26 protein-coding genes are annotated in these 24,289 nt (G+C 58.1%); 18 read left to right on the forward strand and 8 right to left on the reverse strand.

What is annotated here, in order from left to right; translation table 11 throughout:
• Positions 1-32: 32 nt before the first annotated feature.
• Both BLS30_RS11900 and soxR read right to left on the reverse strand, forming a co-directional pair.
• Complete coding sequence (locus BLS30_RS11900) at positions 33-890, reverse strand: molybdate ABC transporter substrate-binding protein (RefSeq protein ID WP_197540861.1); 858 nt, start codon at positions 888-890, stop codon at positions 33-35.
• Between the two features lie 186 nt (positions 891-1,076).
• On the reverse strand, positions 1,077-1,532 hold the full coding sequence (soxR, locus tag BLS30_RS11905) for a redox-sensitive transcriptional activator SoxR (RefSeq protein ID WP_090229442.1): 456 nt from the start codon (positions 1,530-1,532) through the stop codon (positions 1,077-1,079).
• Between the two features lie 78 nt (positions 1,533-1,610).
• On the opposite strand from soxR, the gene BLS30_RS11910 reads away from it, so the two are divergent.
• Positions 1,611-2,435: an arylamine N-acetyltransferase family protein gene (locus BLS30_RS11910; protein WP_090229013.1), complete on the forward strand. Its 825-nt coding sequence runs from the start codon at positions 1,611-1,613 to the stop codon at positions 2,433-2,435.
• A gap of 35 nt (positions 2,436-2,470) precedes the next feature.
• Here the strand turns inward: BLS30_RS11910 and BLS30_RS11915 are convergent, their stop codons facing one another.
• Positions 2,471-2,953: a GNAT family N-acetyltransferase gene (locus BLS30_RS11915; RefSeq protein WP_046479008.1), complete on the reverse strand. Its 483-nt coding sequence runs from the start codon at positions 2,951-2,953 to the stop codon at positions 2,471-2,473.
• A 179-nt stretch (positions 2,954-3,132) separates the two neighbouring features.
• Here BLS30_RS11915 and BLS30_RS11920 point away from each other — a divergent pair, with 179 nt between their 5' ends.
• The 8 genes from BLS30_RS11920 (at position 3,133) to BLS30_RS11955 (ending at position 11,685) form a co-directional block, all read left to right on the forward strand.
• Positions 3,133-3,792, forward strand: a complete 660-nt coding sequence (locus BLS30_RS11920; protein ID WP_090229016.1) for a nitroreductase family protein — start codon at positions 3,133-3,135, stop codon at positions 3,790-3,792.
• Positions 3,793-4,104: 312 nt separating this feature from the next.
• Positions 4,105-5,010 (forward strand): LysR family transcriptional regulator, encoded by a 906-nt coding sequence (locus BLS30_RS11925; protein WP_046479007.1) that lies wholly within the window; start codon positions 4,105-4,107, stop codon positions 5,008-5,010.
• A 161-nt stretch (positions 5,011-5,171) separates the two neighbouring features.
• Entirely contained in the window at positions 5,172-5,645 is a 474-nt protein-coding gene (locus tag BLS30_RS11930) for a formate dehydrogenase subunit gamma (protein ID WP_046479006.1), read from the forward strand.
• Entirely contained in the window at positions 5,642-7,213 is a 1,572-nt protein-coding gene (locus BLS30_RS11935) for a formate dehydrogenase beta subunit (RefSeq protein ID WP_090229019.1), read from the forward strand. The genes BLS30_RS11930 and BLS30_RS11935 overlap by 4 nt, the downstream gene beginning before the upstream one ends.
• A gap of 5 nt (positions 7,214-7,218) precedes the next feature.
• On the forward strand, positions 7,219-10,095 hold the full coding sequence (gene fdhF / locus BLS30_RS11940; protein WP_046480609.1) for a formate dehydrogenase subunit alpha: 2,877 nt from the start codon (positions 7,219-7,221) through the stop codon (positions 10,093-10,095).
• 5 nt (positions 10,096-10,100) lie between these two features.
• Positions 10,101-10,952, forward strand: coding sequence for a formate dehydrogenase accessory sulfurtransferase FdhD (fdhD, locus tag BLS30_RS11945; RefSeq protein ID WP_090229022.1), 852 nt, complete (start codon positions 10,101-10,103; stop codon positions 10,950-10,952).
• A complete protein-coding gene (locus BLS30_RS11950; RefSeq protein ID WP_046479003.1) occupies positions 10,939-11,163 on the forward strand; it encodes a formate dehydrogenase subunit delta in 225 nt (74 codons plus the stop codon). The genes fdhD and BLS30_RS11950 overlap by 14 nt, the downstream gene beginning before the upstream one ends.
• Before the next feature lie 120 nt (positions 11,164-11,283).
• Positions 11,284-11,685, forward strand: coding sequence for a winged helix-turn-helix domain-containing protein (locus tag BLS30_RS11955; protein WP_046479002.1), 402 nt, complete (start codon positions 11,284-11,286; stop codon positions 11,683-11,685).
• Here BLS30_RS11955 and modC read toward each other — a convergent pair.
• The 4 genes from modC to BLS30_RS11975 all read right to left on the reverse strand — a co-directional run bounded on the left by modC (position 11,645) and on the right by BLS30_RS11975 (position 14,843).
• The gene (gene modC, locus BLS30_RS11960) at positions 11,645-12,766 is read right to left on the reverse strand and encodes a molybdenum ABC transporter ATP-binding protein (protein ID WP_090229027.1); all 1,122 of its coding nucleotides are present in this window, start codon (positions 12,764-12,766) and stop codon (positions 11,645-11,647) included. The two genes, BLS30_RS11955 and modC, sit on opposite strands and share 41 nt — an antisense overlap.
• Positions 12,763-13,452: a molybdate ABC transporter permease subunit gene (modB, locus tag BLS30_RS11965; protein WP_090229030.1), complete on the reverse strand. Its 690-nt coding sequence runs from the start codon at positions 13,450-13,452 to the stop codon at positions 12,763-12,765. Before modB ends, modC begins: the two co-directional genes overlap by 4 nt.
• The gene (gene modA / locus BLS30_RS11970) at positions 13,453-14,250 is read right to left on the reverse strand and encodes a molybdate ABC transporter substrate-binding protein (RefSeq protein WP_046478998.1); all 798 of its coding nucleotides are present in this window, start codon (positions 14,248-14,250) and stop codon (positions 13,453-13,455) included.
• Between the two features lie 98 nt (positions 14,251-14,348).
• Positions 14,349-14,843 carry a DUF2165 family protein gene (locus tag BLS30_RS11975; protein ID WP_090229033.1) on the reverse strand — a complete coding sequence of 165 codons (495 nt, stop codon included), beginning with the start codon at positions 14,841-14,843 and terminating at the stop codon, positions 14,349-14,351.
• A gap of 72 nt (positions 14,844-14,915) precedes the next feature.
• Here BLS30_RS11975 and BLS30_RS11980 point away from each other — a divergent pair, with 72 nt between their 5' ends.
• From BLS30_RS11980 to ccoS, 9 genes are all read left to right on the forward strand, one after another.
• Positions 14,916-15,155, forward strand: coding sequence for a hypothetical protein (locus BLS30_RS11980; RefSeq protein ID WP_090229035.1), 240 nt, complete (start codon positions 14,916-14,918; stop codon positions 15,153-15,155).
• A 184-nt stretch (positions 15,156-15,339) separates the two neighbouring features.
• Positions 15,340-16,962: a cytochrome-c oxidase, cbb3-type subunit I gene (ccoN, locus tag BLS30_RS11985; RefSeq protein ID WP_046480608.1), complete on the forward strand. Its 1,623-nt coding sequence runs from the start codon at positions 15,340-15,342 to the stop codon at positions 16,960-16,962.
• Positions 16,963-16,965: 3 nt separating this feature from the next.
• Entirely contained in the window at positions 16,966-17,697 is a 732-nt protein-coding gene (gene ccoO, locus BLS30_RS11990; protein WP_090229038.1) for a cytochrome-c oxidase, cbb3-type subunit II, read from the forward strand.
• Positions 17,698-17,708: 11 nt separating this feature from the next.
• Positions 17,709-17,858 (forward strand): CcoQ/FixQ family Cbb3-type cytochrome c oxidase assembly chaperone, encoded by a 150-nt coding sequence (locus BLS30_RS11995; protein ID WP_046478989.1) that lies wholly within the window; start codon positions 17,709-17,711, stop codon positions 17,856-17,858.
• A 1-nt stretch (position 17,859) separates the two neighbouring features.
• Positions 17,860-18,726 carry a cytochrome-c oxidase, cbb3-type subunit III gene (gene ccoP / locus BLS30_RS12000; protein ID WP_090229041.1) on the forward strand — a complete coding sequence of 289 codons (867 nt, stop codon included), beginning with the start codon at positions 17,860-17,862 and terminating at the stop codon, positions 18,724-18,726.
• Positions 18,727-18,869: 143 nt separating this feature from the next.
• The gene (ccoG, locus tag BLS30_RS12005; RefSeq protein WP_090229044.1) at positions 18,870-20,432 is read left to right on the forward strand and encodes a cytochrome c oxidase accessory protein CcoG; all 1,563 of its coding nucleotides are present in this window, start codon (positions 18,870-18,872) and stop codon (positions 20,430-20,432) included.
• On the forward strand, positions 20,429-20,926 hold the full coding sequence (locus tag BLS30_RS12010; RefSeq protein ID WP_090229047.1) for a FixH family protein: 498 nt from the start codon (positions 20,429-20,431) through the stop codon (positions 20,924-20,926). Before ccoG ends, BLS30_RS12010 begins: the two co-directional genes overlap by 4 nt.
• Entirely contained in the window at positions 20,923-23,196 is a 2,274-nt protein-coding gene (locus BLS30_RS12015) for a cation-translocating P-type ATPase (protein WP_090229050.1), read from the forward strand. The genes BLS30_RS12010 and BLS30_RS12015 overlap by 4 nt, the downstream gene beginning before the upstream one ends.
• Entirely contained in the window at positions 23,197-23,385 is a 189-nt protein-coding gene (gene ccoS / locus BLS30_RS12020) for a cbb3-type cytochrome oxidase assembly protein CcoS (protein ID WP_090229054.1), read from the forward strand. It abuts the gene before it with no gap.
• A gap of 47 nt (positions 23,386-23,432) precedes the next feature.
• On the opposite strand, the gene BLS30_RS12025 is transcribed toward ccoS, so the two are convergent.
• Positions 23,433-24,098: a helix-turn-helix domain-containing protein gene (locus BLS30_RS12025; RefSeq protein ID WP_046478978.1), complete on the reverse strand. Its 666-nt coding sequence runs from the start codon at positions 24,096-24,098 to the stop codon at positions 23,433-23,435.
• Positions 24,099-24,289: the final 191 nt, after the last annotated feature.

Below are 24,289 nucleotides of genomic sequence, written 5' to 3' on the forward strand. Positions count from 1 at the left end.
GCCGTGCGTTAAAGCAAACCGCACGCGCGGCGCTACTTGCCGGCTGGACGCACATCATCTCCCTTGCCAAATCCATACTCTGCGAGGATCGCTTGCGCGTCCGGGCCGAGAATGAAGTTGGCAAGAGCATCAGCCTCCGCGGGCGCTGAAGCCATTACAGCAAGACCATAATCAGCACCGACAGCCAACGCGTTCGGGATATCGACAATGACGAGCGAGGGCGTGTCTTTCTTAGCCAGCACTGCATTCGTGCAGTAGGTCAGAAACAAGTCGGCTCTGTCTTCAGACATAACCCACGCATAGAGGTGCCGACCTTCTGGTGGTTTGGCGGAGTCGGGTCCACCGGTCAGCTTCAAGGCCTTGCTTTCAAGCTTGGCCTGAGCACCTGCCTTAAGAGGCTCGGCCTTGGCAAACAGCGCAAAAGCATAGTCCCCTGACGGGTCCGCTTTCGGTGTGGAAGTCCCGACACGAACCTTTTCGTCAAGCATCGTGTCCAGAAGGGTCTCCGAGGTGACTGCGAGACCGGGCTTCACGAGAGCACAAAGCTGGTTGCGGGCGAACATCTTCACAGAGCCGGATATCTTTCCGGCTTCGGCGAGCTTTTTGGGATGAGCCATATTCGCCGATGCAAAGACGTGCGCGGGCTCGCCCTTTTCGATGCGCCCCCGCAGCAAACCGGAAGGGCCGAACGTCGTTTTAACGCTCTGCTGTCCGCCGGACTTTTGCTCGAAAGCTTTCGCGACATCCGTCAGCGCGGCCTTCAGGCTCCCCGCCGCGTAGAGATTGATATCTTCAGCGGAAGTCACGGCCGTGGTCCATCCCGCGAAGACGGCACTCAGCACCGCAACCTTGAATGCGCATCCGCATTTCCCATACCCTCGTTCAGCCACCGCCGTATCCCCCTGCATGCTGCATTTTTAAGTATTCTACGGTTTGGACGACGCAATGCAATAAATCATAGATAAAGATGCAAATTATGCAGCATCGGAGCGCTGTTCACCCGGGATTTCCGCTCAACGAATGAGCGTGCGCGCGACACAACCGTCACCCCCGGGAACGCGTGAGGTCGTCACCGTTCAATCGAAGGCCCGTGCGCCGGGACCGTGGAGATGGGCTTCGTCGTCGGGATTACGTAACGGGCACTGCTTTAATGACAGGCAGCCGCAACCGATGCAGCCGTTCAAGTCGTCACGGAGCTGGGTCAGTTTTGAAATGCGGTCATCAAGCTCCTCTTTCCACCGCGCGGATAACTTCCGCCAGTCTTGAGCTGTAGGCGATCGGTCCGCAGGCAGGACTTTTAACGCCTCGGAAATGGCAGCCAACGGGACGCCGGTGCGTTGCGCCACCTTGATGATGGCGACGCGGCGTAGGACATCGCGAGAATAGCGGCGCTGATTGCCCGTCGTACGCCAGCTCGTGATCAGCCCCTTCGACTCATAAAAGTGGAGAGTAGACACCGCGAGACCGCTACGGTCGGCGACCTCTCCCACGGAGAGATCTTTGGCGAGACCAGAGTTTGTTTTGCTTGGCATTTTTTGCTTTACCTCAAGTATGCTTGAGGTTTTATAGAGGGGCTCCGGATTGTTCAATAGATCGGGAGCACGCATGTAATGGAAGCGAATTTGGATCTCGGCGCGTACTTTAAGCGCATCAATTATTCCGGGCCGGACACGCCCTCCCTCGAGACGCTGAGAACACTGCAGGCCAAACACACTGCAGCTATCGCGTTCGAGAATCTCGATTCATTTCTCGGCCGTCAGGTCTTCCTGAATATCAGCGCGCTCCAATCCAAACTCGTTCATGGAAGACGCGGCGGATACTGCTTCGAGCAGAATACGCTCCTTGCAAGTGTGCTCAAAGCATTGGGATACAAGGTCCGCGGGCTCGCGGCGCGGGTCCTATGGAACCAGCCGCCTGGCACTGTCGTCGAAAGAAGCCACATGTTGCTGTTCGTCGAAATCCAAGAGACGCCGTACATTGTGGACGTCGGTTTCGGCGGCAATACACCGACAGCGCCGTTGCGGCTTGAGGCCGATATCGAGCAATCCACTCCAAACGAACCGTTCCGACTGACGGAAGCTGAAGGTGACTGGATTCTGGAGCTATGGGACGGTCGAGAGTGGAGATCAATCTATCGGTTTGATCTTCAGGGACACTATCCGCCCGACTACGAGGTCTCCAATTACTATGTCTCAACGCATCCAGCGTCTCCGTTCAGACGCCGTTTGATCGCATCTCGGCCGATTCGTGGCGTGCGCTATGCTCTCGCCAATAACCGCCTGACCCTGCACCGGTTCGGTCAAGAGCCGGAGCGGCATTTCTTGGAAACAGTGAGCGAGATGCGGCACGCGTTGGAGACCATTTTTCTTCTCGCTTTGCCGAGGTATCGGGAACTGGATGAGGCGCTTGCAGGCGTTCTCGACAGTTACCCCTGACAGGAAGGGACCGGTCTCTGGACCAACCTTGATCTCTACAACGTTTGATACATGACGTAGGTGTCGACAAAGCCAAGCGTCGGGTGGTGGAAGGCGGCGGGAAGAGTTCCGACGATCTCGAAGCCGTGACGCAGCCACAGAGCGACCGCACGCGTATTGGTGCTCACCACAAAGTTAAACTGCATGGCCCGAAAGCCGAGAGCCTCAGCGTGTCGCAACGCATGCGCGCACATGGCTCCAGCGACACCGCGTCCGGTAGTATGACTATCGACCATGAACGCACAGTTGGCGACGTGCGCACCCCCACCCATTTGGTTCGCGTGGAGATAGTAAGTCCCAAGAATCTGGTCTTCGTCCTCCGCAATAAACACGTCGTGTCCGGGCTGGAGCCAATAGGCCAGGGCTTCATCTTGGGTCCAGTCGGCGGGCAAGGCGTAAGTCTCACCAGCGCGCAACACAGGTTCAATGATGCACCATACGGCGTCGCTGTCAGCATGCGTGTAAGGACGGATAATCATCGGCTGGCTGCTAAAGAACTCGGAGGAAGTCGGCAAGAGAGAAAGTATGACTGAGCTGAGCCTCGGAGAACATTCTTGTCAGTCGGATGACAGCCGTTATCATCCGGGCGGGAAGCGAGAGCTGATTTTCGCTTTTTGGCAGAGATAGCTCTGTCCGGGCTGATAACAACTGAGAACACATGGCAGCCAAAGCGCAAAAGCCCGTCAATGACGACAATGCCGAACTAAGTGCGTTGATCAACGGTGAGCCGTTGACGGGGACAGCGCGTGAGGCGTTCTTCGAGACTCTTTTTTCTCGTCGATCAGTAGCGCCGAAACGGCTGGGTGCACCCGGACCGTCGCAAGACGAACTCGAACTCATCATCGCGGCAGGCTTGACTGCTCCCGACCATGGCCCACTCCGTCCGTGGCGTTTTCTGCGAGTGCCCGACGAGCGGCGTGCGCATCTTGCGAATCTTTTTGCGGAAGAAAAGCGACTCTATCAGCCCGAGGCCACAGAGGCCGAGGTTGAAGCAGAACGCGCGCGCGCCTTTAACGCGCCTACACTCATCGCACTTTTGGTCGACATTACAGAGAACCATCCCAAGGTGCCGGTCCATGAGCAGTACATCTCTTTGGGAGCTGCGGCAGCCAATATGCTTCTCGCCTGTCACGCGATGGGGTACGGCGCCATGATGACCAGCGGGCGCAAAATCGATACGCCGACACTTCAGCAGGCCTTCTGCAAAAAGCCCTCAGAACGGCTAATCGGCTTCCTCTCAATTGGAACAGCAATGCGCCAGCCGAAGACACGCGTGCCCGTCACGCGCGAAGATCACTTCGAGGACTGGACCGGCTGACACGGCGCCCCACCAGGGGGCGATCCGAAGACGACCTCAAATCAAAGGCACAACCATAAGGTGCGAAAAAGCATGAGAATTCGCCATGTCAGGGCCAGCTGGCGGCCGAAATATCGTATGCATAAATTTCAAAACAGACTCATGAAAATGTAATTCACACATAGACAGAGTAAATTTTGCACGACCGCTGAGGTTGAGCTATGGTTGCTCCATAGGCTGAAGCCGCCGCTGCAGATCGGTTCAACGGAACCCGGATAACGGCTCAGCACCACACGGATGCCAGGGCAGCTACGGCCGCCCCCTCTAGGTCGCATGATCGAAAAACTCGAATTATTGCTGCATCTCGCCCGCGAGCGGCATTTTGGTAGGGCTGCGCAGTCCGCCGGCGTGACTCAGCCGACGCTCTCGTCCGCCGTCAAAAGTCTTGAAGATCAGTTTGGAGTGCTCCTCGTCGAGCGCGGATCACGCTTTCAGGGCTTCACGCCGGAGGGGCAGCGAATTCTAACCTGGGCGCGTCAATTGTCCGGCGACGCTCGGGCGATGCGCCAGGAGATCGAAGCGCTGCGGCGCAACTTGTCCGGCGAGCTGCGCGTTGGGGTCATCCCGACAGCCTTGCCGATCATGACGAGGTTGACGCTGCCATTTCGCGAGCGCTGCCGTGACGTCCGCCTGAGAATTACCTCGATGGCGTCCGTTGAGATTTTGGCGACGCTCGATAATCTCGAAATTGATGTGGGCATTTCATATTTGGATTCCGAGCCCCTGGGGCGTTTCAAAGGAATGCACCTTTACGAGGAGCGCTATGCGCTGCTCACTGCTCCTGACGGTCCTTTCGCAGATCGCGACTCGGTAGGTTGGCTTGAGGCTGGCAGCCTGCCGCTCTGCCAGTTGTCTTCCGACATGCAGAATCGCCGCTTGATTGAACGCCATCTCCGCGATGCCGGTGCGAATCCCACGTGCACGCTCGAATCCAATTCGATGCTAATCTTGTACGCCCACGTGAGGACGGGGGAATGGGCCAGCATCATTCCTGTATGTTTTGCTGAAGAAATGGCCCGTCCGGGCCGCTTGCGGGCAATCCCGATCGTTGAACCGACGATCACACACTCGATCGGCTTGATTCTGCCGAACCGCGAGACCCACACCCCCAACGTCAGCAAGTTTCTTAGAGTCGCCGAGCGTGTCTTCGCGCGTGCGGACGAGCTGCATCCGGCTTGACGCTGTGGATTGTTGCGACGCAGCATAAGAAATCGTAACGCACAGTATAAGCATGGAAAAATGGAACGATAAGCATGTGCAATCGCACAACGGAACAGCTCTATTGAAACTTAGAACCATCCCAAACAAGGTCGGACAACGCAAATTCTGGAGATAAAAGAATGCCCCGTCACGATGCCTGGAACGAAAGCGAGACGCTCGCAATCGTCTCCCGTCACGCGCACCGAGAAGGCCCACTTCTCCCAATCCTGCACGAAGTCCAAGAGACCTTCGGTTGTGTGCCCGAGGCTGCTGTTCCGGTCATAGCCCAAGCGCTGAACCTATCGCGCGCTGAAGTGCACGGATGTGTCACATTTTATCATGATTTCCGCGATGCGCCGGCGGGTCACTACGTTCTCAAGGTGTGCCGGGCTGAGGCCTGTCAAGCGATGGGCTGCGAATCGCTCGTGAAAAAGGCGGAAGACCGCATCGGCGTTGCGTGCGGTGAGACCACCCCCGATGGCCGCGTCACGCTGGAAGCCGTCTATTGTCTGGGGCTTTGCGCAACGGCGCCGTCCGCCATGTTCGATGGCCGTTTGATTGGCCGTCTCGATGTCGAAAAACTCGAAGCAATTCTCGGCGAGGCCGGCGCATGACAAAACGGATTTTTATTCCGCGCGATGCCGCGGCCGTCGCCTGTGGAGCTGATGACGTTGCGAAGCGTTTCGCATTGCTGGCTGAGCAGGCGAAAATAGACGTCGAGATTGTGCGCAATGGTTCGCGCGGCATGTTGTGGTTGGAGCCGCTCGTCGAGATAGAAGATCAGGGCAAGCGTTACGCGTTTGGTCCAATCGCCCCGGCCGACGTTGATGGCCTTGTCGCAGAACTCAGCCAGGGCGCGGCAGCCGCAGGCATCAAGACGTCGAAAGCGCTGGGTCTGACGGAGGAGATTCCCTTCTTTAAGCGTCAGACACGGCTGACGTTTGCGCGCTGCGGGATCACGGATCCTGTCTCGCTCGCAGACTATAAAGCACATGGCGGATATGAAGGACTCGCAAAGGCGCTTGCGTTGGAGCCCTCAGGCATTATCGACGAGGTCAAGAAATCAGGCTTGCGAGGGCGCGGCGGCGCGGGGTTCCCAACGGGCATCAAGTGGCAAACGGTCCACGATGCCAGGGCTGATCAGAAGTACATCGTCTGCAATGCTGACGAGGGCGATAGCGGAACCTTTGCGGATCGCATGATCATGGAAGGCGATCCCTTCGTCCTCATCGAAGGCATGACGATCGCCGGTATCGCCGTTGGGGCGACCCGCGGCTATATCTATCTGCGCTCTGAGTACCCCCACGCAGCGACAGCGCTGAACGAAGCGATCGACGCGGCAAAGGCAGCGGGTTACCTCGGCCAGACTGTTTGTGGCTCGTCCCACGCTTTCGAACTCGAAGTACGCCTCGGCGCGGGCGCCTACGTGTGCGGTGAGGAAACCTCCCTTCTGGAAAGCTTAGAGGGCAAGCGTGGTCTTGTGCGTGCCAAGCCCCCGCTTCCGGCGCACGAAGGCTTGTTTGGCAAGCCGACCATCATCAACAACGTACTATCCTTGGCGGCCGTACCTTTCATTCTTGCCGAGGGTGCGCAGGCCTATGCGGACTTCGGGATGGGGCGTTCGCGCGGAACGATGCCCATCCAGCTTGCCGGAAACATCAAGCAGGGCGGATTGTTCGAGGTTGCGTTCGGTATCACGCTGGGCGAGCTCGTCGAAGACGTCGGCGGTGGCACCGCTTCAGGCCGTCCCATCAAGGCCGTTCAGGTCGGTGGGCCGCTGGGCGCGTACTTCCCTCAGGACCTGTTTGATACGCCGTTTGATTATGAAGCTTTCACGGCGCGGGACGGCCTCATCGGCCATGGCGGCATCGTGGTGTTCGACCACACCGTCGACATGGCGCGGCAGGCCCGGTTCGCCTTTGACTTCTGCGCAATCGAGAGCTGCGGAAAATGCACACCGTGTCGGATCGGCGCGATCCGCGGCCGGGAGACCATGGACAAGATCATGGGCGGGCAGGATCGCGATAAGAACCTCGATCTGGTCGCGGACCTCTGCAACACGATGAAATTCGGTTCGCTGTGCGCGCTCGGCGGCTTCACGCCATATCCCGTTATGAGCGCCCTGACCCATTTTCCAGACGATTTTGGCCGTGCCCGCAAATTGCCGGCCGCAGCGGAGTAATGACAATGACGATCATCAAAGAAATCGACTATGGGACGCCTGAGTCGAAATCTGAAAAAACGGTGACGCTGACGATCGATGGAACGTCGGTTACCGTTCCGGAGGGAACGTCCATCATGCGCGCCGCTATGGAGATGGGAACCGCCATCCCCAAACTGTGCGCCACCGACATGCTGGAAAGCTTCGGATCTTGCCGTCTATGCCTCGTTGAGGTTGAAGGCCGTAATGGCACGCCTGCATCGTGCACCACACCTGTCGCTCCCGACATGGTCGTGCGGACACAGACACAGCGGCTCAAAGAGATTCGCAACGGTGTGATGGAGCTTTACATCTCCGACCACCCCTTGGACTGCCTGACCTGCGCCGCGAATGGCGACTGTGAGCTTCAGGATATGGCCGGCGCCGTCGGCCTGCGCGACGTGCGCTATGGCTACGATGGTGCGAACCATGTCTTTGAAAGCCAGTGTGGTTCCAAGAACGATCTGTTCATGGATAAGGACGTATCGAACCCGTATTTCGCGTATGACCCCTCCAAATGCATCGTCTGCAACCGTTGCGTACGCGCATGTGAGGAAGTGCAGGGCACGTTCGCTCTAACGATCTCCGGCCGGGGCTTTGATAGCCGCGTGTCGCCGGGCATGGACGAAGACTTCCTGTCATCCGAATGCGTATCCTGCGGCGCCTGCGTCCAGGCGTGTCCGACGGCAACGCTCTCGGAAAAGAGCCTTATTGAGATCGGCCAACCGGAACACTCTGCGGTGACGACATGCGCCTATTGCGGGGTAGGCTGCTCGTTTAAGGCTGAGATGCGCGGCGAGGAAGTCGTTCGCATGGTCCCCTACAAGGACGGCAAAGCGAACCGTGGCCATTCCTGCGTTAAGGGCCGCTTCGCTTACGGTTACACGACGCACCGCGATCGCATTCTCAATCCCATGGTCCGTGACAGCATCGACCAGCCCTGGCGCGAGACGACCTGGGAAGAAGCGATCGGACGCGTGGCTTCCGAATTCAAGCGCATTCAGGAAAAGTACGGAAAAGGCGCTGTCGGGGGCATCACGTCTTCGCGCTGCACCAACGAAGACGTCTTTCTTGTTCAGAAGCTCATTCGGCAGGGCTTCGGCGTGAACAACGTCGACACCTGCGCGCGTGTTTGCCACTCGCCTACGGGCTACGGCCTCAAGACGACGTTCGGTGAATCCGCCGGTACGCAGGACTTCGATTCCGTTGAACATGCTGACGTGGTCATGGTCATCGGTGCGAACCCGACCGATGGCCACCCCGTGTTCGGTAGCCGTCTGAAAAAGCGGCTCCGCGAAGGCGCTAAGCTGATTGTCGTTGACCCGCGGCGCATCGATCTCGTTCGCAGCCCGCACATTTCAGCGGAGCAACACCTGGCGTTGAAGCCGGGCACAAACGTCGCAATGCTGACGTCGCTCGCACATGTGATTGTGACCGAGAACCTCGTGAACGAAGAGTTCGTGCGTGCGCGCTGCGACTGGAACGAATTCACAGAATGGGCCGATTTCGTCTCTGCCGAAGCCAATTCACCGGAGCGGATGCAACAGTACACCGGTGTTGATCCAGAAGCAGTTCGGGCAGCCGCACGCCTGTACGCCACCGGCGGCAACGGCGCGATTTACTACGGTCTCGGCGTGACCGAACACAGCCAGGGGTCGACCACCGTTATGGCGATTGCCAACCTAGCGATGGCGACTGGAAACATCGGCCGTCCAGGTGTCGGCGTGAACCCGCTGCGTGGCCAGAACAACGTGCAGGGTTCGTGCGATATGGGCTCCTTCCCGCACGAGCTTCCCGGTTATCGCCACCTCTCGGACGAAGTGACACGTTCGTTGTTCGAGAAAACATGGGGCGTAAAGCTCAATCCCGAACCCGGTCTGCGCATTCCCAATATGCTCGACGCGGCGGTGGAAGGTACCTTCAAGGGAATTTACATCCAGGGCGAAGATATTCTGCAGTCCGACCCCGACATGCAGCACGTAGCTGCGGGGCTTGGGGCCATGGAATGCGTCGTCATTCAGGATCTCTTCCTGAACGAGACCGCGAACTACGCACACGTCTTCCTGCCTGGGTCTACCTTCCTGGAAAAGGACGGAACGTTCACAAACGCGGAACGCCGCATTCAGCCTGTACGCCGCGTAATGGCGCCCAAGAACGGCTATGCGGATTGGGAGGTCACACAGCTTATTGCGAAGGCCATGGGGCTGAACTGGGATTACCAGCATCCGAGCCAGATCATGGACGAGATCGCGCTGCTCACGCCGACCTTTAATGGCGTGAGCTACAAGAAGCTCGAAGAACTCGGTTCGATCCAATGGCCCTGCAATGACGAGCATCCCAGCGGCTTCCCGGTCATGCATACCGAGACGTTCACCCGCGGACAGGGCCGGTTCATGCTCACCCAGTACGTCCCGACCGATGAGAAGACGGGATCACGCTTCCCGCTCATTCTGACGACGGGCCGTATCTTGTCGCAGTACAACGTGGGTGCTCAAACGCGGCGCACCGACAACGTGATGTGGCATGAGGAAGATCGCCTGGAAATCCATCCGCACGATGCTGAACAGCGCGGCGTGAAGGAGGGTGATTGGATCACCGTGAGAAGCCGCTCTGGTGAAACGGCGCTGCGTGCGCTCATTACCGATCGCGTGGCACCGGGGGTCGTCTATACGACGTTCCACCATCCCCTCACACAGGCCAACATCGTGACCACCGACTATTCGGATTGGGCAACCAACTGTCCTGAATACAAGGTGACCGCGGTGCAAGTCTCGCTCTCCAATGGACCGACGCAATCGCAGGAGGAGTATCGCGAGTTCTCCGAACGCAGCCGCCGCGTCATGGCCGTGGAAGCCGCGGAGTAGCGGACATGTCCGAGGCTCTCGAACGCACTTCGCCGTTGAAAGTCTCATCGGCGAAGTGCGAACGGATCGGCCGCATGATCCCTGAGGAGACGCCCATCGCATTGGTTTACGATGGCGTCACCCATGCCGTTATGCTGGCGAGCCCCGTTGACATCGACGACTTCGCGATTGGCTTTAGTTTCACGGAAGGCAAGATCTCGTGCCTCGACGATGTCGTTGAAGTCGATATCGTGCCACGTGAAAACGGCATAGAAGCGCGCGTTTGGCTGGCACCCCGTGCGGGCGTCGCCAATGCGGAACGCCGCAGATCGCTACTCGGGCCTACAGGATGTGGCTTGTGTGGTGTCGAAAGTCTCGACGCCGCTTTGCCCGTCGTGCAGCAGGTCGAGTCCGACTTGGCCCTAAATGTGGAAGACGTGCTGGCGGCTATCGACTCCGTGATGCCTGCCCAGGTGCTGAACGCTCAGGTCAAAGCGATGCATGCCGCTGGGCTATGGCGGAAGGGCGACGGCTTGGTTGCACTACGCGAAGACGTCGGGCGGCATAACGCTCTCGATAAGCTGGCAGGCGCGTGCGTTCGCAACGGCGTCGAGGCCTCAAACGGCGTCATCGTTCTGACCAGCCGCGTTTCAGTGGAAATGATTCAGAAGGCCGCAAAACTCGGCGCTCCCGTTGTGGTCGCCGTATCAGCACCCACCGCGCTGGCCCTGCGCACGGCTGAGGCCGCTGGAATTACCCTCATCGCGATCGCGCGTGACGACAGTTTCGAGGTTTTCACCCATCGCGAACGGCTCCGGCACAGTCCGGAACAAAAGAATTCAACGCTTAAGGAGAACGCATTTCATGAAGCCTGCTGAAAAGCTTGTCATGATGGCCAACCAGATCGCGCGAAATCTGGCCGTGCAAGGGGAGGAAAAGGCGGTAGCCGGAACGGCCACCCATATCCGGATGTTTTGGGACCCGCGGATGCGGGCCGGCATTCATGCGCACTTGGCTGCTGGGGGCGAAGGGCTTGACCCGACGGCACGCAGGGCAATCGAACAACTTCCTCCCGTCTCATATCCCTGACGCAGAATGCGAGCCGGAGCACGTGATCCGTCTCGCCCTTTCTGGCGCACTTAGTGCCGCCGACAGCCTGAGATGCTACGATGCAGCGAATCCACCGTTGTAGTGAGCCTCTCATCCGCGATGACCACCCCGCGTCTTTCTCTGCGTATTGATCTCCCAAACGGCTCACGTTTGGGACCGGGTAAGATTGCGCTTCTCGAAGCGGTACAACGCCGGCGTTCGATTTCGGCTGCCGCGCGCGATCTTGATATGTCGTATCGGCGCGCGTGGCTTTTGATCGATGACGTAAATCGGGCCTTTAGTGAACCGGCGGTGGCGACATTCCCCGGGCGCTCCCAGGGCTCGGGCGCTGAACTGACCCCATTCGGAGAACGGCTGATCGCGATATATCGGACGGCTGAGCGCCGGTGTAAGAAGGCGGCCGCAGGATCCATTGAAGAGATCGTCGCAGCGACTGACGTCGCTTACGAGCGCGATGGCGCTACGCGGACGGGAAAGAAAACGAGCGCGCGCGACGCATGAAGCCGACCGAACGGCTATCCAAAGCGACAGTTTTGACGAGAGCCCACAGCTCTTGTCCGGGCGTGAGCTTAAGGCGCGTTGCCGACTCGCGCGTGATCAATGCGCGCAGCGTCGCGCCACCGAGGTCAACGGAGGCCTCAACGTAAGGGCCGCCACGTTCGGTGAGGCTCATCAACTTTCCAGGCAACCTGTTCGAGATGGAAATATCAACCGGAGGCGTAAGCGCGAGTGCGACATCGCGTGCTCTGATGCGGACACGCACGGGTGCGCCGATATCGAGGTCGACGCGGGGCACGCGCAGCATGCCGCCGGAAAAGCTAAGCGTCGAAAGCGCAAGGTCCTCATCGTGCTGTGCGACGACACATTCGATAACCGAACCAGCTTCAAACCGGCCGATCAGCGGTGAAAGCTCGGGATCGGAGGCGACATCGAGCAACGGACCGGAGCGAAGTACCCGGCCACCGTCGATCAGCACGATGTTGTCGGCCAGCCGGACGACTTCGTTGAATGCGTGGCTAATATAAAGGATGGGCAGTCCAAGTTCGTCGCGGAGCCCTTCGATATAGGGCAGCAGCTCTGATTTCCGCGGAGGATCGAGCGAGGACAGCGGTTCATCCATCAGCAGGAGCGAAGGCTGTGCAAGAAGCGCCCGTCCGATTGCGACGCGCTGCCGTTCCCCGCCGGATAGGTTGTGCGGCCGCCGAGAGAGAAGGTGCGTGATGCCGAGCAGTTCGACCGCCGTGTCGAAGTCAATGCGAGACGCGCCACGCGCGCGGCGCAATCCGTAGTCCAGGTTTTTTCGGACGGACAGGTGCGGGAACAGCCGGCTGTCTTGAAACACATACCCAACCCGGCGTTCATGGATCGGCATGTTGATACGCGTTGCGCTATCGAAAAAGACGCGGTCATCGACAGCGATGCGTCCTTCATCGGGGACGAGGCCGCCGGCGATAGCCTGTACGATGGAGGTTTTGCCCGAGCCGCTGCGTCCGAAAATTGCCGTCACACCACGCGACTTCGCCGCGAACGTCACATCGAGCTGCAGGTCAGAAAGCCGTTTGCGCAGGCGAATGTCGATCATGAACCGTAAACCGTCCGCCGCGCCCAACGCTCGGCTGCTTCGGAAAGACCAAGGGCCAGCAGCGAAAGGATAATGGCAATCACGACGAGCCGGAGAGCGGCTGCCTCTCCATCCGGAACTTGTGTGGCCGTGTAGATAGCGAGTGGGAGCGTACGGGTCTCCCCTTCGACATTCGAAGCGAAGGTGATCGTCGCACCAAACTCGCCGAGGCTGGCAGCGAACGCCATGATCAAGCCGGAAAGAATACCGGGCAGTATCAGCGGCAGAGTTATCGTCAGGAACGCGTCAAGCGGCGAAGCGCCAAGTGATCGCGCCGCGAATTCTAGGCCCTGATCAACGGCATCAAGCGACAGACGGATTGCGCGCACCATCAACGGAAACGCCATGACAGCGGCCGCCAGCACAGCGCCCGTGGAACTGAAAACCAACCGGATGCCGAACGTGTCGTTGAGCCACGCGCCAACGGGACCTCTGACACCGAAGGTGAGGAGCAGGAGATAGCCGATAACGACCGGCGGCAGGACAAGCGGCGCATGAGCAATGACGTTCAGCACGGATTTGCCGGGGAGGCGCGTGCGTGACAGCACCCATGCTACGACGAGAGCAGGCAACAAACACGAAGCCGACGCAAGCAATGCGACCCTGAGGCTGAGTGAAAACGCCTCGATTTCAACCGCGCTTAGCACTCAAGACCGCTCATAGGATCGCTCGGCAAAGTGAAAGCCATAGCCGAGGAAAATTGAGCGCGCGGCATCAGTTTGGAGGAAGTCGTAGAACGCCCGGGATGCCCCTGTTTCGTGGCCGCGCATCAGGGCGATCGGATAGGTAATTGGCTTGTGCGTAGTCTCGGGAAAACGAGCGGCGATCGTCACGCCCTTGGAGATCGCAGCATCCGTGCTGTAAACGATGCCGGCAACAGCCTCTCCTCGCTCGACGAGAACGAGCGCATTCCGAACGTTATCCGCGCGTGCAAGCCGGCGCGCGGCCGCCTCCCACACGCCCAGGTGCGTTAACGCTTGCTTTGCGTATTTGCCCGCAGGGACATGGGCGGGATCGCCGACTGCGATGCGCCCCTTCGTCAGCTGCTTCAGCCACGATTGATCAGCGGTGATCCTGATTTCCAACGGCTTGTCCGAAGGAACGACCAAGACAAGCCCATTTCCCAACAGCGACCGGCGCGTGTCCGGAGCAAGCAAGTCGCGCTTTTGGACGTAATCCATCCAGCCTTCATCGGCGGAAAGGAAAAGCTGAGCCCCGGCACCCGCCTCGATCTGCTTTGCCAGGGTCGACGAGGACGCAAAGGAAAGCTTCGTCCGTATCCCGGTCTTTTCCGTAAAGGCGTCAGCGGCCGCCTGGAGCGCATTGGTGAGACTGGCAGCGGCAAATACCGTCACCACTTTCGGTGCTTCGCTCATGACCGGTATCGGCGCAACGCACACGGCGCCAACAATCAGGCCGAGAACAAGCTTCTTCAAGCCCTGCATGTCCCCATCCTATATACTCATATATACAGGATCGTTAGCACGTGCGCAGGCAATATGTCTACGATGCTGACGGAGAGGTACGCGATGATCGCTCTGTCTCAGCCGAGCTCACGTTCGGGCTGATTGACGAAGATCAGAACGCCCAGAATGGTCATGTAGAACCTGAACGCAGCGTCCTGCCCGTTCCAGGTTGACGATTGCCACATCAAGAACCATTCGCCGCCGATCACCATGAAGAAGAAAAACCAAACGAAGAATCCAGCGGCGCACCCGGCGATGGCCCATTTCTTCGAAGAGTTGAATTCTGCGGCGCTACCTTCACGTGCTTGAAACATCGCGATACCACCCAGCAGAAGGAGAATGAACGTTATCCCTTCGCCGGCGATGATGAGCCAATAGGCGGCGTGCCAGAGGGCCGGAGTGCTTATGGATCTGTACATCGACGAATTGTTCGGAAATGTCGTGTCCATGCTGAGGACATGCTGCACAAAGACGAAATTCGACCCATAGTCGGTGATATTATTGAAGGTCACCAGGAAGGCGAACGTGGCCAGAGCCAGCACCATTGAAATTTTCGCGTAGCGCAGCGTCATAGTAGAACCTCGATCGCATAGGGCGCGGAAATACAGGCAGACATCGGGTGGCAGTGACAGGCGGACGTATCCATGCAAACACGCATTGAACTGACAGCCACCGCGCGCCAACATGCCGAGACCTGCGGGATTTTGACGATACTGCACAATACCGTACCCCAAGCCGACCTGTTGCCAGGAGACATCGTAGAGATTGCATCGGCGGAAGGGATCATTGCCTTTGTCGTGCATACGCGACGGCTACAAATACGTGTCGATGAAGAGCAGGTCTTCGTCATCGAACTGGACTACCCCGTGCGCGTGCGTCCATGAATTAAATCGCCACGCAGAGCACTTTGGCGGCAAAACCATCGGCATGCGTCATTCCGCCGGTGCGGCCGATCTTCCCCTTTGATTCAAATCAAAGTCTGTTTCATCGCAATCTTGTGAGAACGAAGTCGCGGCCGAAGCACGAGGCCCGGCCGCCATGATGTCTGACCAGCGGGGCTCTCCTTCCATGAAATATGGCACCGAGATTGCGTTCGTAAGTCTCGCGACGTTCCTAGCGCTTTTAGCCGCCGTCTTCGCGCACGATGCCGCCTTTGCGACCCACATGTGGGTCCTTTTCTACGTATTGCTCGTCTTCGTAATACTGCTCATTCGCAATTCCGATTCATCTGGCAATGCGCACGTCGCGACGGATGCGGACTATCTCGATGGCCCCGTGAGGTACGGTGTTATCGCCACGATGTTCTGGGCCGTAGTCGGCCTCATTGTTGGTGTCGTGGCAGCGCTGCAACTCGCCTATCCCGACCTCAACGTCGAGCCCTGGCTTACCTTCGGCCGCTTACGTCCGCTGCATACCTCGGCAGTGGTCTTTGCATTCGGTGGCAATGCACTGATGGCGACGTCCTTTTATGTCGTCCAAAGAACATGCCGTGCGCGCCTTTTCGGGGGAAACCTCGCGTGGTTTGTATTCTGGGGCTACCAACTCTTCATAGTCATGGCAGCGACCGGATACCTGCTGGGTATCACCCAGAGCCGCGAATACGCTGAGCCGGAATGGTACGTTGATCTGTGGCTGACCGTTGTTTGGGTCGCTTATCTTGCCGTGTTCCTTGGCACGATCACCCGGCGCAAAGAGCCACACATCTACGTCGCGAACTGGTTCTACCTCTCGTTCATCGTGACCATCGCGATGTTGCATGTGGTGAACAACCTTGCGGTGCCGGTCTCCTTCCTCGGTTCCAAGAGCTATTCGCTATTCTCAGGCGTCCAAGATGCTCTGACGCAATGGTGGTACGGTCACAACGCGGTTGGGTTCCTGCTCACCGCCGGCTTCCTAGGCATGATGTACTATTTCGTGCCGAAGCAGGCAGAACGGCCGATCTATTCGTATCGCCTGTCGATCATCCACTTCTGGGCATTGATCTTCCTCTACATCTGGGCGGGGCCACACCACCTTCACTACACAGCGCTGCCCGACTGGGCGCAGACGCTTGGAATGGTCTTCTCGGTCATTCTGTGGATGCCGTCATGGGGTGGAATGATCAACGGCCTCATGACGCTGTCCGGCGCCTGGGACAAACTCCGCACCGACCCGATTATTCGCATCATGGTGCTTGCCCTAGCCTTCTACGGCATGTCGACGTTCGAAGGCCCGGTAATGTCCATCAAGTCGGTCAACTCGTTGTCTCACTACACCGACTGGACCATTGGACACGTGCATTCCGGCGCCCTGGGCTGGGTCGGGATGATTTCCTTCGGTGCGATCTACTTCTTGGTTCCGAGGTTGTGGGGTCGTGAGCGACTCTACTCGCTCCAGCTTGTCACGTGGCACTTCTGGCTCGCGACCATCGGAATCGTCATCTACGCGGCCGTGATGTGGGTTTCAGGCATTCAGCAGGGTTTGATGTGGCGTGCCTATGATGAGCAGGGCTTCCTCGTCTACTCGTTCGCCGAGACGGTCGCGGCCATGCATCCCTACTACGTCCTACGCACGATTGGCGGTGGGCTCTACCTCGTCGGCGCACTGATCATGGCCTTCAATATTGTCATGACGATCCGCGGGCATCAACGACAAGAGGAGCCGATCGGTGGCCGCACGACCGCCCTTCGCCCAGCCGAGCAGGGAGCCTGAACCATGGCCTTGTTGGACAAGCACAAAATTATCGAACGCAACGCGACCCTGTTGTTCATCTTCTCGTTCTTGGTGGTCACGGTGGGCGGTATCGTCGAGATCGTGCCGCTCTTCTACCTCCAGAACACCATCGAGAAGGTAGAAGGCATGAGGCCCTATTCGCCGCTCGAACTGGCTGGCCGCAACATCTATGTGCGGGAGGGCTGCTACACGTGTCACTCGCAGATGATCCGCCCGTTTCGTGATGAGGTCGAGCGCTTCGGCCACTATAGCTTGGCGGCTGAGTCGATGTACGACCACCCCTTCCAGTGGGGCTCGAAGCGGACGGGGCCGGACTTAGCTCGCGTGGGCGGGCGCTACTCCAACGAGTGGCACGTCCAGCACATGATCGATCCGCGTTCGGTTGTGCCGGAATCTGTAATGCCGAGTTATTCCTTCCTTATGAACACGCCCCTCGAGGTGGGAAACTTCTCGGCTGAACTGGTCGCCAATCAACGTGTTGGCGTGCCGTACTCGGACGAAATGATTGAAAACGCGGAAGCTGATCTGAGGGCACAAGCAGACCCCAATGCGGACAGCTCTGGCCTCCTTGCGCGTTATCCTAAAGCTCCGATCGGCGATTTCGACGGCAATCCGGAAGCGCTGACCGAAATGGATGCGCTTGTCGCTTACCTGCAGATGCTGGGCACGCTTGTCGACTTCTCGACCTACGACGAAGCCGCTGGTTACCGCTGAGGAGGGACCGCATGGATTACCATTCATTACGCGAATTCGCGGACAGCTGGGGCCTGTTGTTCCTGACCGTTTTCTTCCTTGGCGTCGTTGTTTTCGCCTTCCGTCCCGGCAGCAAGAAGGCTGCCGATGAAGCCGCCCGCATTCCTCTTAAGGACGATTGAGATGAGCAAGGAAGAGATTGACGAGGTAACGGGCGTTTCCACGACGGGACACGAGTGGGACGGCATCAAGGAACTCAACAACCCGATGCCGCGCTGGTGGGTCCGTACGTTTTACGCCACGATCATCTGGGGTATCGCATACACAATCGCCATGCCCGCGTGGCCGATGGTCGAGTCGGCAACAAAGGGCGTTCTTGGTTATTCGAGTCGCGCCGAGCTGAGAGCAGAGCTCGACGAGGCCACGGCCACCCAGGCCAGCCGACGCACGGCAATAAAAGAGAAGTCGCTGAACGAAATTCTTGCGGATGACGAGCTGCGGCGCTTTGCAATATCGGCCGGCTCCGCGGCATTTAAAGTCAACTGCTCGCAGTGTCATGGCTCCGGTGCTCAGGGGTCACCGGGCTATCCCAACCTCAATGATGACGATTGGCTCTGGGGCGGTGACATCAAAAGCATCTACCAGAGTATCGCGCACGGCATTCGATTCAACGGCGACCCTGATACGCGCATATCCGAAATGCCGGCATTCGCAGGCGTCCTCGAAGACAAGCAAATTAAAGAGGTCGCGGCTTATGTTGCGTCGCTCTCGAACACGTCTTCTGATCCGGCATTGGTCGAGCCCGGAAAGGTCGTTTACGAGGAAAACTGTGCGGCCTGTCACGGCGATGGTGGTCAAGGTGGCCGTGATATGGGCGCACCTAATCTCGTGGACGCAATCTGGTTTTATGGCGCCAGCGAAGCTGAAATAGCCGCTCAGGTACGCGCACCCAAGCATGGAGCGATGCCCGCTTGGTTGGGGCGCCTTGGCGAAACGACTGTCAAGGAACTCGCAGTTTACGTCCATTCGCTAGGAGGAGGCGAAGAGTAGCGAAGCGTGTGGGAATGGCCGGGGGGGCGGCCGCCACGTGCCGGAACCTTACTGCGGCACGTTCCCACATCTTGACCTGGATCAACGTCCTAAAACGTCCGGTCCAACATCAGATATGAATATGGGCTGGCAAGGGCTTTACGATGCTTAATCCCGCAGAGATCGAAAAGCTGGATGTCGAAGCGGTGAATTCCGCTTCGAACCGACAGCCACTTTATGTTGCGCGCCGTAAGATCCATCCCAAGCGCGCGTCGGGAAATTTCCGGCAGCTCAAATGGATTGTCATGGCGATCACGCTGGGCATCTACTACTTGACGCCGTGGCTGCGCTGGGATCGTGGTCCGCATGCCCCGGATCAGGCTGTACTCGTCGATCTTGCGCACGGCCGCTTCTATTTCTTTTTTATCGAGATATGGCCGCAGGAATTATTCTATGTCGCCGGCCTGTTGGTCATGGCCGGGATTGGACTCTTTTTGCTAACGTCCACCATCGGCCGCGCATGGTGTGGCTATACCTGTCCGCAAACGGTATGGGTCGATCTCTTTCTTGTCGTAGAACGCGCGATTGAAGGCGACCGCAACGCCCGCATTAAGCTTGACCAAGCCCCCATGAGTTTTCGCAAGTTGGGATTACGGCTGACCAAGCATATGTCTTGGCTATTGATCGCTGTAGCAACCGGCGGTGCATGGATCTTCTATTTCGCCGATGCCCCCACGCTTTTCCGTGACTTCTTCACCGGCCAGGCAGCACCTGTGGCCTACATCACCGTCGCCATTCTGACCGCTACAACTTACACCTTTGGCGGTCTCATGCGTGAACAGGTCTGCATCTATATGTGCCCCTGGCCACGCATCCAGGCGGCGATGCTCGACGAAAATTCGCTGACCGTCACGTACAATGATTGGCGCGGTGAGCCCCGTTCGCGGCACACTAAGAAGGCCGTCGCCGCGGGGGAACGCAATGGCGACTGTGTTGACTGCAACGCCTGTGTCGCTGTGTGCCCGATGGGCATTGATATCCGCGACGGTCAGCAGCTGGCTTGCATAACCTGTGCCCTCTGCATCGACGCCTGCGACGGCGTGATGGACAAGCTGCACAAAGAGCGCGGGCTTATCTCCTACGCTACGTTTCGCGATTACGATGCCAACATGGCGCTGGCCACAGTCGGGGGCACCACGCCGATTGATCCGGCTCGGGTACGCGGAAGCGACGGTCGGTTTGTGCCAGGAATAGCTGACTTCAATTGGCGCAGCGTATTGAGACTTCGCACCTTAATCTATGTAACGATCTGGACGCTGATTGGTTTGATCATGCTCTATGCGTTGCTGACGCGGGACCGTTTGGAGGTGAACGTTTTGAGGGATCGCAATCCGCAGTACGTCATTCTGTCGGATGGGTCCGTACGCAATGGCTACACCGTCAAACTTCTCAACATGATCCCTCAACCACGTACCATCACTTTGCGCCTCGAAGGGTTGCCCGGTGCGTCGATGAGTGTGAGCGGGCATCACACGGGCCCAGAGGAACGATCTGTCAACGTGCCGGTTGAGCCGGATCGGCTACGGGCTCTCAAGGTCTTTGTCAGGCAGCCAGCGGATCAGGCTCACCCCGAACGACAGACGTTTAGGTTTGTCGTCGAGGATAAGGTGAACCAAGAGACTAGCGCGTACACAGCGACCTTTAACGCACCCGGAGAACATAAATGAGCTACGGTTCTGGGCCGAAGGAGTTCACTGGCCGTCACATGCTGATTGTTATGGTCTGTTTCTTTGCGGCAATCATTGTAGCGAATCTGACGATGGCAATCGCGGCAAACCGAACCTGGACGGGTTTCGTCGTTGCGAATTCCTACGTAGCAAGCCAGCAATTCAACGACAAAGCAGCGGAAGGCCGAGCGCAAGCGGCGCTGGGCTGGACCAGCCGGTTTAGCTACAACGCGGGGCGCATCTACTATCTGCTGAGAAACCGCGAAGGCTTTCCTATCGACATCCAGAGCGTGACGGTCACTTTCCGGCGGCCGGCAACGGTCACCGAAGACAAGACGATTGTTCTGACACGCGATGGCGCGAGCCATCAATTCGCCGCGGAAGCCGCGATTGCAGATGGTGTTTGGATTGTCGAAGCTCATGCCGACGTCGGTAAGCCGGCCGCCTATCGGTATGTCCGACGCATAATGATCCGCAACGGGGTGCTGCAATGACATGCTGTGCCGTTGGCATCGCAACAGCCAGCGAGCTTGGTCCGAATGCAACCGGGCCATCTATGGAAGAATTACAGCTCGCAAGCCATAGAATTGCTGACGGCACTTACCAGACGGATCTTTCCGTTCCCGGAATTCACTGTGGAGGGTGCATCCAGGCCATCGAGACGGCCTTGATGCGGCTCGATAACGTAGAACGCGCACGCGTAAACCTGTCGACGAAGCGCGTGAGCGTGCGTTGGCATGGCAGAACGCCGCCACCGATCATCGCCACCCTTGAGAGGTTAGGCTACGAGGCCCACCTCTTTGAAGCTGCGGCGAAGGCGCACGATGATACGCTGTCAGAACTCATCCGCGGCATGGCGATTGCTGGCTTCGCCGCCATGAACATCATGCTGTTGTCCGTATCGGTATGGTCCGGGGCGGACGCGGCAACCAGAGACCTTTTCCATTGGGTTTCCGCCTTGATCGCGCTGCCGGCGCTAGCTTTTTCCGGGCGCATTTTCTTCCGGTCGGCCTGGAGCGCATTGCGGCACGGCCGGACAAATATGGATGTCCCGATCGTCATCGGCGTTTCGTTAGCCTATGCCCTGAGCCTCTACGAGACGATCAATCATGGGGCCCATGCTTACTTCGATGCATCGGTCTCGCTCCTCTTCTTCTTGCTGATCGGCCGAACGCTTGATCATGTGATGCGCGAACGGGCTCGGACGGCTGTGATGGGGCTCGCACGTATGGCCCCTCTCGGTGCCATGGTTGTGCGAGAGGATGGCGGACACGAATACCTGCCCCTGGCTGAAATCGAGCCGGGAATGAAAGTTCTGGTTGCGGCGGGCGAACGCATCCCGGCTGATGGATGCGTGAGACGAGGCACCACAGAACTAGATTGCGCGCTTGTGACGGGTGAAAGTGACCCACAAACTGTAGCCGCCGGAAATATGGTCCGCGCAGGCACGCTTAACCTCACCCAGCCCATCACCATCGAGGTGACGGCTGCCGCCAACCAATCCTTCCTGGCTGAAATGATCCGGCTAATGGAAGCCGCGGAAGGTGGCCGCGCGCGATATCGCCGTATCGCCGACAGGGCGTCTGCACTCTACGCTCCCCTCGTACATCTCACCGCGTTTCTAACCTTTTTAGGCTGGATGGCGGTGTCAGGCGACTGGCATCAGTCTGTAACAATCGCTATCGCCGTGCTCATCATTACATGCCCGTGTGCGCTGGGGCTTGCGGTTCCCATTGTTCAGGTCGTTGCAGCGCGGCGTCTGTTTGAGAATGGCATCATGGTCAAGGACGGTTCGGCGATGGAACGCTTGGCCGAAATCGACACCGTTGTCTTTGACAAAACCGGTACGCTGACACTCGGCCGTCCACGCCTCATCAACGCAGAAGAGATCAACCGCAAAGCATTCGCAATTGCGGCTTCAATGGCCGACCACTCGCGTCATCCCATTTCGCAAGCGCTCCGTGAAATCGCGGCAAAGCATCATCTCAGCCCTATTCCTCTCACATCCGTTGAGGAATCTCCGGGCTGCGGCTTAGAAGCGAAAGCGGGGGACGTAGTCTATCGCTTGGGCAGAGCAAATTGGGCAACGGCCGGGATATCATCTTCTGTCGGTACGCTCCTGTCCCGCAACGGTGAGGAAATCGCGACGTTCAAATTCGAGGATGTCCTGCGGCGCGATGCTGAAGTTGCGGTCGCCGAACTGAAGGACGCCGGCCTTGCGGTTGAAATGCTATCGGGAGATCGTCGTGACGCAGTCCAATCCGTTGGCGATAAGCTGGCTATTGCGCGAGCGGATGCTGAGGCGTTGCCATCCGAAAAAGCGACACGGCTTGCTGAACTGACTGCTGCCGGACATAAAGCACTGATGGTCGGAGACGGGTTGAACGATGCTCCGGCTCTGGCTATGGCCCACGTCGCTATGGCCCCCGCAGCGGCTGCAGACATCGGCCGCAACGCAGCAGATTTCGTGTTCTTGCGCGAAAGCCTGACAGCCGTTCCATTCGCACTAGATGTTTCTAAAAAGTCCGGAGCGTTGATCCGGCAGAACTTCGCTATTGCGATCGCTTACAATGCGGTCGCGGTTCCGATCGCGGTCGCCGGTTACGTTACGCCGCTGGTCGCTGCCGTAGCGATGTCGTTATCTTCTCTCATCGTCATTGGGAACGCGATGCGACTGCGAGGCCGCCCAATGCGTGAAGCCAAGCATACCGGAAAGGCCAAGTCACGGGCGCCACTGCGGGCAAATGCACTTGTGGAGGGTTAAATGACGAACCTCATCCTGCTCATTCCCGCCGCCTTATTCCTGGGAGGGCTTGGTTTAGCGGCCTTTCTTTGGGCGCTGAAAAGCGGACAGTACGAGGATCTAGATGGCGCGGCGGAGCGCATCCTCTTCGATCAACCTGCGGATGATCAATCTCCTCATAAAGAGAGCAGGGACCACGCGCGAAAATGAAACCTTCGCAAATTACTTTCGCGCGCAACTTTTGAGAAAAGGAATAATCAAGCACACAAGATGCGTAAGGCATCAACATCCACTATGTCGATGGTGCGAGCGCTCTTCAGCCGGATGTAGCCTCGTTCTCTAAACTTCGTGAACGCCCGCGAAACTGTTTCGATCGTCAGACCGAGGTAATCTGCAATGTCGGTTCGAGACATGGCGAGCTCAACGTGACGCATGTCGCCCTGCCGTTCCATCATATCGATCAGAAACGCCGCAACCCGTTCTCCAGCGCATTGGCGCCCGATGACGAGCAAATGCTTTTGTGCGCGCACAAGAGCATCCAGAGCTATCGGCAGAAGTTCTGAGGCTAGCCCCTTATCAAGCGGGCGTTGACAGATCCGGATGCCGCAACGGTCCACAGCCTCAGCAAAGAAATGATGAGCATCGTCCGCCTCGAAGCCAAAGAATTCCCCAGCAACATGGAAGGCGGTGATCTGGCGGCGGCCATCGGCGAGGAGCCGATAGATGCGCACTGTGCCAAACTCGACTTGGTACAGGGATGACGTGGGTTCACCTTGCGCGTAAATTTCAGCGTTGGGTGCGAACACGACGAGCTGATGAAGCTGAGTGTCTTCGATGATCGACGGCGGAAACGACTTGGAAATGTCCGTGCGAGCGGTGCGATCTGCATAGTGAGACGGCGGAAATGCGATTTGAGAATACATATCAAGCCTCCGGCAAACGCGTCGGAGTCATGAATGGACCAACTGTTACTCTGTTTGAATTAGGGATATCCCTAAGGGAAACTACGTAACGTAGATCTGTGGTCGCAGCTCATATGCTGCTCGAAGAGCAGAGCGGACGGCTTCAATCAGCTTCAATCCGAGTATCGGTTTCTCGATTATCCAAAAGCTTT

The organism is Filomicrobium insigne (assembly GCF_900104305.1).
GTDB classification, from domain to species: domain Bacteria; phylum Pseudomonadota; class Alphaproteobacteria; order Rhizobiales; family Hyphomicrobiaceae; genus Filomicrobium; species Filomicrobium insigne.